The 14664-nt window shown below is 43.9% G+C and carries 12 protein-coding genes and 1 tRNA gene; 9 read left to right on the top strand and 4 right to left on the bottom strand.

Features of this window, described 5'->3' with window-relative positions; genetic code table 11:
* The first annotated feature begins 195 nt into the window (after positions 1–195).
* A complete protein-coding gene (locus HY063_00065; protein ID MBI3500166.1) occupies positions 196–609 on the top strand; it encodes a hypothetical protein in 414 nt (137 codons plus the stop codon).
* 118 nt (positions 610–727) lie between these two features.
* Here the strand turns inward: HY063_00065 and HY063_00060 are convergent, their stop codons facing one another.
* Both HY063_00060 and HY063_00055 read right to left on the bottom strand, forming a co-directional pair.
* Positions 728–946, bottom strand: a complete 219-nt coding sequence (locus tag HY063_00060; protein ID MBI3500165.1) for a hypothetical protein — start codon at positions 944–946, stop codon at positions 728–730.
* Positions 939–1403 carry a PIN domain protein gene (locus HY063_00055; GenBank protein MBI3500164.1) on the bottom strand — a complete coding sequence of 155 codons (465 nt, stop codon included), beginning with the start codon at positions 1401–1403 and terminating at the stop codon, positions 939–941. The genes HY063_00060 and HY063_00055 overlap by 8 nt, the downstream gene beginning before the upstream one ends.
* A gap of 358 nt (positions 1404–1761) precedes the next feature.
* Here HY063_00055 and floA point away from each other — a divergent pair, with 358 nt between their 5' ends.
* The gene (floA, locus tag HY063_00050; protein ID MBI3500163.1) at positions 1762–2751 is read left to right on the top strand and encodes a flotillin-like protein FloA; all 990 of its coding nucleotides are present in this window, start codon (positions 1762–1764) and stop codon (positions 2749–2751) included.
* 27 nt (positions 2752–2778) lie between these two features.
* Here the strand turns inward: floA and HY063_00045 are convergent.
* A tRNA-Arg gene (locus HY063_00045) sits at positions 2779–2851 on the bottom strand.
* Positions 2852–2964: 113 nt separating this feature from the next.
* Between HY063_00045 and HY063_00040 the strand changes: the two genes are divergently transcribed.
* The 6 genes from HY063_00040 to HY063_00015 all read left to right on the top strand — a co-directional run bounded on the left by HY063_00040 (position 2965) and on the right by HY063_00015 (position 13174).
* A complete protein-coding gene (locus tag HY063_00040; protein ID MBI3500162.1) occupies positions 2965–3996 on the top strand; it encodes a COX15/CtaA family protein in 1032 nt (343 codons plus the stop codon).
* Between the two features lie 520 nt (positions 3997–4516).
* A complete protein-coding gene (locus HY063_00035) occupies positions 4517–5881 on the top strand; it encodes a hypothetical protein (protein MBI3500161.1) in 1365 nt (454 codons plus the stop codon).
* Between the two features lie 33 nt (positions 5882–5914).
* Positions 5915–8068: an SPOR domain-containing protein gene (locus tag HY063_00030; protein MBI3500160.1), complete on the top strand. Its 2154-nt coding sequence runs from the start codon at positions 5915–5917 to the stop codon at positions 8066–8068.
* A gap of 60 nt (positions 8069–8128) precedes the next feature.
* Positions 8129–8500 (top strand): endonuclease domain-containing protein, encoded by a 372-nt coding sequence (locus HY063_00025; protein ID MBI3500159.1) that lies wholly within the window; start codon positions 8129–8131, stop codon positions 8498–8500.
* 366 nt (positions 8501–8866) lie between these two features.
* Positions 8867–10894 (top strand): tetratricopeptide repeat protein, encoded by a 2028-nt coding sequence (locus HY063_00020; protein MBI3500158.1) that lies wholly within the window; start codon positions 8867–8869, stop codon positions 10892–10894.
* A gap of 87 nt (positions 10895–10981) precedes the next feature.
* A complete protein-coding gene (locus HY063_00015) occupies positions 10982–13174 on the top strand; it encodes a tetratricopeptide repeat protein (protein ID MBI3500157.1) in 2193 nt (730 codons plus the stop codon).
* A 491-nt stretch (positions 13175–13665) separates the two neighbouring features.
* Here the strand turns inward: HY063_00015 and HY063_00010 are convergent, their stop codons facing one another.
* Entirely contained in the window at positions 13666–13911 is a 246-nt protein-coding gene (locus HY063_00010; protein MBI3500156.1) for a hypothetical protein, read from the bottom strand.
* Positions 13912–14053: 142 nt separating this feature from the next.
* On the opposite strand from HY063_00010, the gene HY063_00005 reads away from it, so the two are divergent.
* On the top strand, positions 14054–14664 hold a 611-nt coding region (locus HY063_00005), incomplete at its 3' end, for a hypothetical protein (protein MBI3500155.1).

Below are 14664 nucleotides of genomic sequence, written 5' to 3'. Positions count from 1 at the left end.
TATTCAGATTAGATATTTATAGAGGTTTGTCATTTCGAACCCTGCTTTGAGGGTGAGAAATCTCCCCCTGAATGAGGAGATTTCTCCCTTCGGTCGAAATGACAACATACACATAGTTTCTTATTTTGAATAATGTCTAATAAAATACTAAAAACGAAAACTGTCCTCTCCCTTTAGGGACGGGGCAACTCATCCATGTCTCTCACCGCCATCATTCTCCTCATTCTTCTCGGGCTCATTCTTTTGATGCTTGAAATTTTATTTGTGCCGGGCATGGTGCTGGGATTTATTTCCATTGTGCTGATGCTGGTGGGAATTATTTTCGCGTTCAAGGATTACGGAACAACCACAGGCATTGCAGTTTTTTTCGGGACAGGAATTGCCACTGCCGCTGCGGTTTACTGGGCGTTTCATTCTTCGCTGTGGAAAAAATTGCAGGTGCAGTCCTCCATCGAAGGAAAAGCAAATGTTCTGAAAGAAGAAATCAAAGTTGGCGATGAAGGAAAAACAATTTCACGGTTGAACCCGATTGGAAAAGCATTTATCAGGAATCAGCAGGCGGAAGTGCAGGCAATGGATGGCTTCATTATTCAGATTAGATATTTATAGAGGTTTGTCATTTCGAACCCTGCTTTGAGGGTGAGAAATCTCCCCCTGAATGAGGAGATTTCTCCCTTCGGTCGAAATGACAACATACACATAGTTTCTTATTTTGAATAATGTCTAATTATTCCTTCCCGTATTTTTCTTTCGGTTCGGCAGCGATGGAAGGTGCGTGAGAGGTTGTTTTGTATTTCTTATTTCCTGATTTCATTTCATGCCGTATTCTTCGCTCTTCAAAATATTTTTCCAATTCTTCAAAATTCATATCCATAGTTTCCAAACTTATTTTGTCGCGTATTTCACGCAGCCGTTCAATCATTGTTTTTTGTTTTCTCTTACTCATAGTGCAGCGCTTCTTTTGGCGTTCGTATGTCGAGGGTTTTATAACCGTTTTTCAAATTTACGGAATTATATCCATTGATGCGTTCTACATTTACTATATGTTTAAAATTCCAACTGACGAGTACATCGGCATTACAGATTGTTGCTAATGCAATATGCCTGCAATCTTCGATGCTTGTTTTTCCAACCACCTTTGCAATTAAATATTTTTCTGCCAACACCTCTGCTTCTTCAGTGTGTTTCACTCTTCCAATATGATTTTTTTTCATCCGATGAATAAGAGAGCGGACTCTTTCGGGAGCATCTAACAGTTCGTTATCAAGCAAAGAGGACAGTATTATTATCAGTTCTCCTTTTTTGATTCGCGCAAAGAACTTTCTTGTATCATCAGAAAATTCTTTGTCAAAATATCCACCTGCAACAGATGTGTCAATGTATATTTTTTGTTTGCGCTTCACTGCAATTTTTATTTTATTTCAGTCGGCAAATGTAATTTAGTTACTCGCAATGTAAAAGAAAGTAGAATTTTTTTGTACAACCGCCTTCACGGAGGAAAAAGAAATTACTGTAATAGACATTATTCAGATTAGATAGAGGTTTGTCATTTCGAACCCTGCTTTGAGGGTGAGAAATCTCCCCCTGAATGAGGAGATTTCTCCCTTCGGTCGAAATGACAACATACACATAGTTTCTTATTTTGAATAATGTCTAATAAAAGTTCAGCAAAATAAAATTTTTGTTAAACTGAAATAAGATTGCTTCCATTTGTATATTCGCACCTCAAACATCTAACATCTAACCTCTAACTTTCTTTTCATGGCACCCGAACAAGTTCTCGTTTACGCGCTCCTCGGCTTAGGAGCATTAATTTTTCTCTGGCTCTTTTTCCGCATTCTCCCTATAGGATTATGGGTGACTGCGCAACTTTCAGGAGTAAGAATGTCATTGATACAACTTGCGCTCATGCGCTTCCGGAAAGTTCCTCCGGGAGTTATTACCAACGCGCTCATTAACGCGCATAAAGCAGGTCTCAAACTTTTACGCGATGAACTCGAAGCGCACTATATGGCGGGCGGGCACGTGCAGGCGGTGGTGAACGCGCTTATCTCTGCCGAGAAAGCAAATATTCCGCTCAACTTCAAACTCGCCACTGCCATTGATTTGGCAGGTCGCGATGTGTTTGACGCGGTGCAGCTTTCCGTAAACCCGCGCGTGATTGACACGCCACCGGTTTCTGCCGTGGCGAAAAACGGAATTCAACTGAACGTGAAAGCGCGCGTAACGGTGCGCACAAATATTAATCAACTGGTGGGCGGTGCGGGCGAAGAAACGGTTCTCGCGCGCGTGGGCGAAGGAATTGTTACAAGCATCGGTTCGGCACACGACCATAAATCTGTTTTGGAGAATCCCGATACAATTTCTAAAACTGTTTTGGCGAAGGGCTTGGATGCGGGAACTGCATTTGAAATTCTTTCCATTGACATTGCCGATATTGACGTGGGCGAAAACATTGGCGCGAAACTTCAAACCGAACAGGCAAGCGCTGATTTAAAAGTGGCGCAGGCAAAAGCGGAAGAGCGCAGGGCAATGGCGGTTGCCTACGAACAGGAAATGAAAGCGAAAGCGCAGGAAGCGCGCGCAAAAGTTATTGAAGCCGAAGCGCAGATTCCTCTCGCCATGGCAGAATCATTCCGCAGCGGAAATCTCGGCATCATGGATTATTACAAGATGCAAAATATTCAAGCCGACACTTCCATGCGCGAATCCATTGCAAAGCCATCGCAGAAAGATAAGCCGAAGGAATAAAAAAAGCGGACTGAAAAATCCGCTTTGTGACTCCGGAGGGACTCGAACCCCCAACCATCTGATCCGTAGTCAGACGTTCTATCCATTGAACTACGGAGCCAATTTTTTTCGTCATTGCGAGGAATCCCGATAGTTATCGGGATAACGAAGCAATCTCAAAAAATAATTTACATTTAAAAACAACCGCAAAGATAAAATCTTATGTGGAACATGATGTTATATTTGCGCGTGCAGAAAAATCCACACCGACCTATAATCATTTGGCTTCTCACCGGCTGTTTTCTCATCTACGCAATGGTGGTCATAGGAGGAATCACCCGCCTCACCGGTTCGGGTTTGTCAATTACAGAATGGAAAATTGTTACCGGAACTTTGCCGCCATTTTCAGAAGAAGCATGGCAAAAAGAATTTGACGGCTACAAACAAACTCCGCAATTCAAACTCATCAACTCTGATTTCACGCTTTCCGATTTCAAAAAAATTTATTGGTGGGAATATATTCATCGCTTGCTTGGAAGATTAATCGGAATAGTTTTCCTCGTTCCGTTTTTATTTTTCTGGTGGAAGAAAAAAATTCCGGAGGGCTTTATGAAAAAGGCGCTCGTGCTTTTTCTTCTCGGTGGCGTGCAGGGATTCATCGGCTGGTTTATGGTGAAAAGCGGTTTGTCAGAAAATATGTATGTGAGCCATTACCGCCTTGCGCTGCATTTGATTTCCGCATTCACAGTTTTTGGATTTACGTTTTGGTATGCGCTGGATTTAATTTGTTGGTCGGGATTTAAAATCCCGACCAACAACAAAATAAAAAAACTTTCCATCATTCTTTTTTCCGTTGTCATTCTTCAAATTATTTACGGAGCATTCGTTGCAGGATTGAAAGCAGGTTACGGCTATCCCAGCTGGCCCAAAATGGGAAATGAATGGTTTCCTTCCGATATTATTTCACTTGAACCTCTTTGGAAAAATTTTCTGGAAGGGCACGCTGGCGTTCAGTTTATTCACCGGTACATTGCTTATGTGGTTGTGTTCATTGCCGGAATAATTTTCTTTCTCTCAAGACAACTTCAACTCGCACAAGGGCAGAAAAAAATTATCAATGCGCTTGCAATAATTGTTCTCGCGCAATTTACATTGGGAGTTCTGACTTTACTTTACGGAGTGCCGATTGTAATCGCGGTGCTTCACCAGACGGGAGCGTTTTTTCTTTTCGCCACTACTTTGCTTCTGATTCACAGAGTCAGGTAAAAATGGGAAAAATGCAAGATTGGAATTATAGAAAAGCCACACTTCCTTCCGATAGTTATCGGGACTTCCAACATTCCATCCTTCCATTATAATTTATGTTCGTAGAAAACCGGGTCGCCTTTAATTGCTGCAAAATCTTTTTTGAACCGCTCTAAAATAGTTGCCTCGCCAAGTTCACAAAAGCAAAATTGATTTTGCTTCACGTATTCCATATTCCCATTCCCAATACAAGTGAAGTTCCTTTGCTCACACCTTCTTCTGTGGAACTGGAGATGCAATTTCTCTCCGATAAAATACGGAGTCCGTACTTTGTCGGACCTATGAAAATTTAATTTTCATTCCCTTCCTTATTAACAAACGAATGTTTGTAATGTGCTTCTTCAATTAACAGAAGTGTGTTTGTAAGTTGAAACCCCGGCAATTTTTATTGATTTCGATTTGAGATAGTTTTGCTTTCAACGAATAACTACAGATGCAAACAGATTTTTATTCTGTTTGAATCCGTGAAACAAAAAAAGATATGATTAAATACATAATTATCCTCATGAACATGCTGGCGCTTCTTCTGGTGCGCGCATTTTTTCCCGGAGACGTAACCGCGAAAATGGATGCGCCTTCAAAAGTAAAACAAGGCGAGCCCTTCACCATTTCCATTACTATTAATAAAGGTTCGCTTGCCGGAGTAGGGCACATGAAACAGCAACTGCCCGCAGGATTCGGCAACGCCACCGTGGTGGAAGCGAAAGGTGCCGAGTTTAAATATTTGCCCGAAGACAACGTGGTGAAGTTTACCTGGATTTCTCTTCCTTCCGATCAGGAGTTTACCATTTCCTATAAAGTTACTCCCGATGCGTCCATGCAACTTGGAAACGCGGAACTCTCAGGAAAATTTTCTTACGTGATGAACAATGAAAAGCAAACCTATGAATTGCCTCCGTTAACCGTTCAGGTGGAAAGTGCAGAAGGAATGGCAACGACTACCACCACTACGCAACCTGAAACAACTGCAACCACTACAACTGCTACTCAGCCGGAAACCACTGCAACCACTACCACTGCTACTCAGCCCGAAACAACAGCAACCACTACAACTGCCACTCAGCCGGAGACAACTGCAACCACCACCACTGCCACGCAGGCAGAAAAAACATTGCTGAATATTTCTGCTAACAGAACCATAGTGGGAATCCCGGAAGCCGGAACAGAATTCACCGTTGAAATTGCCGTAAAGAAAAGCGGCATCAAAGGTTTCGCGCGCATCCAGGAAACGCTTCCCGAAGGATTAACCGCCATGTCGCTCACCAACCAAGGCGGAACATTTTCTTTTGTTGACCAGAAAGTGAAAATCATCTGGGATAATCTTCCTGCCGATGAAGAAATAAAAGTTTCGTACCGTATTTCAGTGGGAGGAAAAGTTACGGGAGACATGACCATCATCGGCACCTTTTCTTATGTAGATAATGACAACCCGATGAAAGCGGAAATTCCAGCCACTACTATTTCTGTAAAACCAAAATCAACGCTTGCAACTACCACCACCACTACGCAACCTGAAACAACTACCACTTCCACCACCACTCATGTTCCATCTCCTGAAACCAAAGTGAATTTCAAAGTGCAGATATGCGCGCTTTCAAAAACCGATCGCAGCACGTCTTACTTTGAAAGCAAGTTTGCCATACCGAGCAAAGTAAACATGGAACTGCACGAGGGCTGGAGAAAATATATTACCGGAAAATACGGGCAGTACCGCGATGCGCGCGACTACCGCGAAAAGATGCGCACGAAAGGAATTGAAAAACCCTTTGTCACCGCTTACAGCAACGGAAAAAGAGTAACGGTGCAGGAAGGGCTCATGGTTTCCAACCAGAAATGGATTCCATAAAGAGTTTCGGGTTTCTTTTCTATCTTTGAACCGATGAAACGAATTTACTTTTTACTTTTTTCTTTTTGCCTTTTGCTTTTTGTTTCTTCCTTTGCGCAAGACACGGCAAAGTCAGTTCCTGAAACTTATCACTATCCGTATCCGCATCCGTTTCCTGAAAAAGAAAAAAAGAATATTGATTCCTCCAAGTTCTTTATGCCGAAACTTGCTCAGCCCACGCTGGGATTTGGTCCCGGCATTTTAACTTTTTACGGAGATGTGGGCGACAAGCACACGCTCGCTCCATCGCTCAGCCGCTTAGGATACCATGTTACTTTTTCCGAACAAGTATCGCGCTCGTTAACTGTTGGCGCGCGCGCCATGTTCGGAACGCTCAGCGCCAATGAACGCGGGCCGCGCTTCGCGAATTTTCAATCCTCCATCCGCATGGGCGGATTGCATCTGGAATATAACTTTGATAATTTTCTTAAGAAGAAACGCAGCGCAGACCCTTTCATTACCACCGGCTTTGAATATTTTGAGTTCCTCACCAAGACCGATTTATACGATGCCAGCGGAAACAAATATTATTTCTGGAGCGATGGAAGCATAAAGAATATGTCTGAAGAAGACCCGAATGCCATCAATGCAATTCCGCTTGCGCGCGATTATAAATATGAAACCGATGTGCGCAAGATGAACGGTGTGCTCTTCGGCAAATATCCCGAGCGCTCGTTTGCCGTTCCCGTGGGCGTGGGTGTAACCCTGCATCTCACTCCGCGCTGGAATTTCAAATTAGGCGCCACCATGCACTTCACCTTCACCGATTATATTGACGGCATCACGCCCGATAACAAAGGAGTTGGCAAAGGTGACAGCAAGAAAGATAATTTCCTTGAAACCTATTTCACGCTCACCTTTGATTTGTTCAATCCGAAGCCGCCTTATATTTCTCCGCTCACCGATGCCGAATTTGCCGCGCTTGCAATCGAAGATACCGATGGCGATGGCGTGATTGACTGGAACGATTCCTGCCAGGGAACACCTCCCGGAGTTGCCGTGGATGCAAAGGGCTGCCCGCTCGACAGCGATGGAGACGGACATCCCGATTACGTGGACAAAGAAGTAAACTCTCCTGCAGGCGCCATGGTAGATGAAAACGGAGTGGCGATGAATGACAGCACCCTTGCGCGCAATTATAGAATATGGAGCGATTCCACCGGGCAATATGCCATGTATAAAGACACCATTATAAATCCTGTGGCTTCGGCAGGCGGAGGATGGAGTAAGCCGCGCGAATCAACAGTTGTTTACCGCAGGGAATTAGTGGTGGTTCTAGGCACCTATAGCAAAGGCGTTCCTCCCGATGAAATGGGAAAACTCCTGAGCGTGCCCGATGTGAAAAGTTCCATGCAAAAAGATTCTTCCACGGTTTACACAGCCGGCAATTTCGGAAGATTGCCCGATGCCGAAAAGCGCAGAGATGAATTGAAGGGCGCAGGATTCCCCGGTGCAAAAGTGATGATTCGCAATAAAGACGGTTCGTTCTCCGAACCCACTGCTGAAAACCTTGCCGGCTTAAGCGAAGTGAAAACAACTACTGAAGTGAAGCCCGATATGAAAGGAGTGGTGTACCGCGTTCAGTTGGGAGCGTATTCGAAAAAACTTTCCATGAATGTTTTCAAAAATGCAGGACCGATGGTGGAAGTGAAAACCGAAGATGGGTTATATAAGTATACCAGCGGCTCTTTCTCCTCGGTGCAGGATGCCATGAAACACCGCGATGAACTGGCGAAGAAGGGTTATAAAGGAGCGTTCGTGGTGGCGTATAAAGATAACAAGCGCGTGCCGGTTTCGGCAGCCAGCGGTGGAATTGTTCAGCCCAAGAATGAAACCATGGAAGAACCCAAAACGCCTAAGAGCGCGGTGGATAAAAAATTAGTGGTGTTCCGCGTGCAGGTGGGCGCATTCATGAACGAGCCGCCAGCCGATATGCAGAAAAAGTTCAGCAAACTTCCCGGGCTGGAAAAGAAAAAGAAATCATCGGGCGTGAACCAGTATGTTGCCGGCAAGTTCGGCAGTTACGAAGAGGCGAAAAAATTCCGCGATGAAGTGGGGGAGAAATACGGAATCAAAGATGCCTTCCTCGTTGCTTTTTTCAAAGACGAAATGATCAGCGTGCAGGAAGCGGTGGAACTGCTGAAGTGACTCACCCCTGACCCCTCTCTATCAGATAGAGAGGGGAACAATTAAGCATACATTTGTTTTATGGTTTTTAATTTCAAATCCATTACTGAACTGGCGCGTGATTTAAGAAAGAATCAAACTCCTGCAGAAGCAAAGCTTTGGGCAGAAGTAAGAAACAGGAAACTGAATGGAATAAAATTCTTTCGCCAGCACCCTATCGTTTATCAGACACAAAACCAACGCCTCTTCTTTTTCATTGCTGATTTTTACTCAAATGAAATTTCATTGGTTATTGAAGTTGATGGAAAAATACATGACTATCAAAAAGACAGAGATGAACAAAGAGATATTGTTATGCGGGAAAAAGGATTGAATGTGCTACGATTTAAAAATGAAGAACTGGAAAACATAGATGAGGTAAAAAAGAAAATTTTATTTTTCACTCAAGCATAATCCCCTCTCTGCTCGCAGAGAGGGGACGGACACGAAGTGCCAGAGGTGAGTAAATTAAAATGATCAGCGTGCAGGAAGCGGTGGAACTGCTGAAGTAACTCACCCCTGACCCCTCTCTATACTGAAAGTAGTCAGGTATCCGAAAGTTTGTTTCATCTGCGAATACGAATAAAAACCGAATCTGTCCGATGTAATACGGACTCCGTAATTCTTCGGAGCGAATGAAACACATAGAACAATATGTAATTCGTACATTTGTTTCATCCCGATACATCGGGGCGTAAAAATTCGTATTCGCAGATAACTTTAGTATAATTTGAAAATTTGTCCGAACAAAGTTACGGACTCCGTATTCCATCGGAGAAAATGAAAACCAAAATGCAGAAGTACGAATGGCGCGCAACCGCGCCAAACATTCAAACCTTCAAGGTTTTGAAAACCTTGAAGGTTTACAACAGCCCTGTTCGGTTGTTCGTCCTTCGGCTGTTGTGTAGTTCCCTTATTCCCCTATACCTTATACCTTATTCCTCCCACGCGCAGAATGCGAAAACCGATTCCCTTTTACTCCTCCTCAAAAAAGACAAAGAGGATACGAACAAAGTAAACCACCTCTATCAATTAACCCGCGAATGTGAATTAACAGGCGACTATGAAAAAGGATTGAACTACGGAAATGAATCCTTGCAACTTGCCCGCAAACTGAATTTCAAAAAAGGCATTGCAAATGCGTATAACAATAGTGCCAATATTTTTCGGTATCAGGCAAATTATCTCCAAGCCCTTGACTATTATCTCAAAGCATTAAAGATTGATGAGGAATTAAAAAACAAAAAAGCAATTGCCATGCGCCTCGGCAACATCGGAAATGTCTATCGTAATCAATCCGACTATGCCAAAGCATTGGACTATTATTTCAGGGCGTTGAAAATGAAAGAAGAATTTGGAAATAAATTGGGAGTTGCAATTACTCTCGGCAACATCGGAATTGTTTATGACGAAGAAGCGACTATAGTGAGTCCCGATAGCATTGCGGAGCGAAACCGACTTTACACCAAAGCATTGGACTATTATTTCAGAGCATTGAAAATAGATGAAGAACTTGGGAATAAACATGAAATTGCAAACGCTCTGGGCAACATTGGAATTGTTTATAGAGAGCAAGCAACAAATAACAAATCACAATTCACAAGAGATTCTTTATACGCCAAATCCCTTGACTATTATTCCATGGCATTGAAAACAGATGAAGAACTTGGAGATAAAAACGGAATGGCAGCAGACCTTGGCAACATCGGCTCGCTTTATACAAAAAAGGGACAAGAAACAAGGAATGAGGAACAAAAGAAAAAATTCTTTACTGATGCGGAAAAATATTTGCAGGATGCATTAAAGTTGTGTCGGGAAATTGAATCGCAGGATTATGAAAGGATATTTGAAGAATCTCTCAGCGAACTCTACTCCCATCTGCCAACTCCCAACTACAAACTATCTCTTGAGCATTACAAAAAAGGAATGGCGTTAAAAGATACTATTTTCAGTCAGGAAAATAAAAAACAATTAGTGCGTAAGGAAATGAACTACGAGTTTGAAAAGCAGCAGGCAGCGCAAAAAGCCGAGCAGGAAAAGAAAGATGCCGTAGCAGAAGCAGAAAGCCGCAAGCAAAAAATAATCCGCAACTCCATTGCAGGAGGTTTGTGTGGAGTGCTTGTATTTTTCCTTATTGTATATCGCCAGCGCAACCGCATCGCCAAAGAAAAAAAGCGCTCGGATGAATTGCTGCTGAATATTCTCCCTGCTGAAACAGCCGAAGAACTGAAACTCACCGGTCATGCCGAGCCCAAGCAGTTTGACATGGTAACTGTTCTCTTCACCGATTTCAAGGGCTTCACGCAAATTGCCGAAAAACTCAGTGCAAAAGAATTAGTAAGCGAGTTGGATTTTCTATTCAAGAAGTTTGACGAAATAATTTCAAAGTACCCCATAGAAAAAATAAAAACCATTGGCGATTCTTACATGTGCGCAGGCGGATTGCCTGTAGCCAATACTACCAACGCAATGGATGTTACGCTTGCAGCAGTGCAGATACAGCAATTTATGGAAGAACACAACCAACAACAAACCACCAACAATAAACCTGCATTTCAAATTCGCATTGGCATTCACACAGGTCCCATTGTTGCAGGAATTGTGGGCATAAAAAAATTCTCTTACGACATCTGGGGTGATACGGTGAACACCGCTTCACGCATGGAAAGTTCAGGTGAAGCAGGCAAAGTGAATGTTTCGGGAAGCACATACGAACTGGTGAAAGATAAATTCAACTGTATTTACCGAGGAGAAATTGAAGCGAAGCACAAAGGAAAAATTAAAATGTATTTTGTTGAAAGAGCATAACAAGCGAAAATGCCAAAGGACAATTAGCCGATGAGTTAATGAGCGCGAAACGCGCCATGGCGCAAGGCGACATTTGAAAATTTGAAAATGAAAACCAAAATGCAGAAGTACGAATGGCGCGCAACCGCGCCAAACATTCAAACCTTCAAGGTTTTGAAAACCTTGAAGGTTTACAACAGCCCTGTTCGGTTGTTCGTCATTCGGCTGTTTTGTATTTCCCTTATTTCCCTATACCTTATTCCTTATTCCTCCCACGCGCAGAATGCGCGGATTGATTCTCTCCTCTCCCTCCTCAAAAAAGATAAAGAGGATACGAACAAAGTGAACCACCTCAACGCTTTGAGCGAGCAATTATGGAGACAAGGCGATTACCAACCCGCTTTGCAATATGCCAATGAAGCCATTACGCTCAATGAGAAAGTGAGAAAACGGGAAAGCGGGAAAGTGAGACAAGGAGAAAGCGGGCGGCTCACTCTCTCACTCTCCCGTTCACTTGCCGCTACTCACAGCAACATCGGAATTATTTATACACAGCAAGGCAATTACCCCGATGCGCTAAAAGAGTATTTCGCTGCCTTGAAAATAAGAGAAGAAATCTTGGAGCGAAGCGGAAATCCCGATAGCAAAGCGTATCGGGAGGCGCAAAAAGGCATTGCAACTTCTCACAACAACATCGGAATTATTTATCGGAATCAAGGCAATTACCCCGATGCGCTCAAAGAGCATTTCGCTGCCCTGAAAACCTTTGAAGAAATTGGTAACAAAAATGCCATTGCCACTTCTCACAACAACATCGGAGAAATTTATATGGAGCAAGCCACCTCACCCCTAACCCCTCTCCAAAAGAGAGGGGAACTTTTCACCGATGCGCTCAAAGAGCATTTCGCTTCCTTGAAAATCAGAGAAGAAATCGGAGACAAAGATGGCATTGCCACTTCTCACATCAACATCGGAGAAACATATCTAAAGCAAGGGCGGGCAAAAGAAGGAAAAGAAGAACTGCAAAAGGGCTTGGAGTTAAGCAAGGCAATAGGCAGCAAGGAGAGGATTAAAGAAAGTTACGCAGGGCTTGCGGAGGCGGATAGCGCAATAGCCAGTCGGCAATCGGCAATCGGCAATTGGCAAGGGGCAAGCGAACATTTCAGCAGCGCCTACAACAATTACAAACTCTACATTATATATAAGGATAGTATCCTGAACGAAGAGAACACCAAAAAAACTGTGCGCGCGCAAATGAAGTTTGAGTTTGATAAGAAGGATGCCGCATCAAAAGCGGAGCAGGAAAAGAAAGATGCCATTGCCGCTGAAGAAAAAAGAAAACAAAAAATAATTACCTATTCCATCAGCGGTGGCTTGTTATTAGTGTTGCTGCTTGCGTTTTTTATTTTCAGAGGATACCGCCAGAAACAAAAAGCAAACAAAGAACTTGCTGATAAAAACACAGTGATTGAAGAACAAAAGAAAATAGTGGAAGAAAAAAACAAAGACATTACCGACAGCATCAACTACGCCTCGCGCATACAGGGCGCACTGCTCACCAGCGATAACTTCATCGGCAAACACCTCAAAGAATATTTCATCCTCTTCAAGCCAAAAGATGTGGTGAGCGGTGATTTTTACTGGGCGAACTATACAGCCGGTTCTTTTCTCCTCTGCTGTGGCGATTGCACGGGGCATGGCGTGCCGGGCGCGTTCATGAGTTTGCTGAACATTTCCATTCTCAACGAAGTTACGGTGGAAAGAAAAATCACCGAGCCGCATCTTATTCTCAATGAGGCGCGCGAAGAAATCATCCGCGCCCTGAACCTCGAAGGCAGTGCCGTAACGCAGCAGGACGGAATGGACTGCATTCTGATGAGTTTCAGGTTTGAAGTTTCAGGTTTAAAGTTAGAATACAGTGCAGCCAACAACGCGCCCGTTCTCATTCACGATGGAAAAATTATTCAACTCGAAGCCGACAACATGCCCGTTGGCTTGAGCGAGCGCAAACATCCCTTCACGCACAGGGCTATTGAACCATCAACCATTAACCATCTTGCTCTGAATCCCGATTTCATCGGGAAACCATCAACCATTTACTTGTACACCGATGGCTATGCCGACCAGTTTGGCGGACCCAAAGGAAAAAAATTCAAGTACAAGCAACTCAATGAACTGTTATTAGCGATTAGCGATAAGGGATTTACAGAGCAGAAAGAAATTCTGAATAAAACATTTGACGAATGGAAAGGCGGCATGGAGCAGGTTGACGATGTCTTGCTGATAGGTATCAGGGTTTAGCACACAGGTATCGGAAATGCGAAGCATTCACGAACTCAAACAGAAAAAATAAAAAAGATGTGAGTAAATCCCGATGCGGCTTCCATCGGGATGGACGATGTGCTTGTAATAGGGATTAAAATTAAAATTTAATTCAGGACTTACGCAAAATAATCCATGATACTAAGAAAATGCTTCGCGCCAAATAAAAAGTCCTCCCCAACGGGGAGGATTTAGGAGGGGCTCTGTATTCCTACTCATTAGTGGTGGACGGAAAAATTGCCGATACAAAGAAAATGTTGAAGTCCAAATAAAAAAATAATAAAGACGAAAATCCCGATAGCGCAAAGCGCGTATCGGGGCTCAAGAGCAAGTAACTCACCCCTGACTTCGTCACCACGACCTCAACCCTCACTCCCTTCTCCTTTTAAAGGAGAAGGGACGGTCCGATGGAATACGGACTCCGTACCTCTGGTCGGAGGGATGAGGTAGAGAGGGGACGGGGGAGAGTTCTAGCAATTCTCCTTTGTAAAAATCCCTTCCTTCCACGCTTTGTGAACCGCGCCCGCGCGGCTGTGAACGCTCAGCGTTTTGAAAATGATTTTCAAATCTTTCACCACCGTGTGAACCTTCTCCTTCAGATGGTCTGCAAGCTGCTCGTTGCTGAGTTCTTCGCCCACCAGTTTGAGCACGTTGAATCTGCGCGCTGCTTTAGCGCCTGTTCCGATTGTACACGGATTTTGTTTTTTCTGTTCCATACTAATTAGATTTAATTGGTTATGAAACAGAGGTACTCAAATGCGGACTTTCATTTATTTCATTCAAAAGAATAACGCTTTATCTTCGTTTGCTGAACGAAAAATAAAAACAGTTACTACACTTTACAAACAAACCACTCACATGAAAAAAATCATCCTCAAAGCCAGCGATTATGCACGTTTCATCATCCTGCTGGCAACCACCAAAAAGAACCTTCCGAAAATCCTGCTCATCACTGACATTGGCCGGCTGGAAGTAACTGTAGCCGTAAGCACCTGCAAAGGCATTATCACCACAGGCGACCCCGATGCAGGCGGAGTGAATCCCACAGACGGCACCCTGCACGCCCAAGCCGACACGCTCATGAACATTCACACCGCGCGCCAGACCAAGCCGCCCACCAAAACGGCTGATGACGAAATAAAACAGCGCAACATTGTGAACCGCACCTTCAAAAAAATGGCGCTCTATGTGCAGGGCGTGTGCAACGATGTGGCGGTGGCGCAGGGAGATGTAACAGCAGGAGAAGCGGTGGCGCTGCGCACCGGCTTCGGGCTGAAAAAGAAGGGCTCGCTTCACCCGCGCGACTTTGAATCATTGCCTGCCGAAAAAGGAAGTTTTCATGTGCGCGTGAAATCGGCAACCATGGGGCACGCAACTTATGTGTATGAATACGGAATATCCACTGACGAAAATATACTGCCCGCAAAATGGGAAAAACCCGTTTCGCTTCCCGTTACCGAACTCATTGT

Source organism: Bacteroidota bacterium (assembly GCA_016195025.1).
Classification (GTDB): Bacteria; Bacteroidota; Bacteroidia; order Palsa-948; family Palsa-948; genus Palsa-948.
The sequence above is the reverse complement of the archived record's forward strand: the minus strand, read 5'-3'. Positions and strand labels throughout refer to the sequence as shown.

Coding starts and splice junctions, on each gene's coding strand:
- HY063_00065 (MBI3500166.1), top strand. CDS start 196: ATGTCTCTCACCGCCATCATTCTCCTCATTCTTCTCGGGCTCATTCTT.
- HY063_00040 (MBI3500162.1), top strand. CDS start 2,965: ATGTTATATTTGCGCGTGCAGAAAAATCCACACCGACCTATAATCATT.
- HY063_00025 (MBI3500159.1), top strand. CDS start 8,129: ATGGTTTTTAATTTCAAATCCATTACTGAACTGGCGCGTGATTTAAGA.
- HY063_00060 (MBI3500165.1), bottom strand. CDS start 946: ATGAGTAAGAGAAAACAAAAAACAATGATTGAACGGCTGCGTGAAATA.
- HY063_00010 (MBI3500156.1), bottom strand. CDS start 13,911: ATGGAACAGAAAAAACAAAATCCGTGTACAATCGGAACAGGCGCTAAA.
- HY063_00015 (MBI3500157.1), top strand. CDS start 10,982: ATGAAAACCAAAATGCAGAAGTACGAATGGCGCGCAACCGCGCCAAAC.
- HY063_00030 (MBI3500160.1), top strand. CDS start 5,915: ATGAAACGAATTTACTTTTTACTTTTTTCTTTTTGCCTTTTGCTTTTT.
- HY063_00035 (MBI3500161.1), top strand. CDS start 4,517: ATGATTAAATACATAATTATCCTCATGAACATGCTGGCGCTTCTTCTG.
- floA (MBI3500163.1), top strand. CDS start 1,762: ATGGCACCCGAACAAGTTCTCGTTTACGCGCTCCTCGGCTTAGGAGCA.
- HY063_00020 (MBI3500158.1), top strand. CDS start 8,867: ATGAAAACCAAAATGCAGAAGTACGAATGGCGCGCAACCGCGCCAAAC.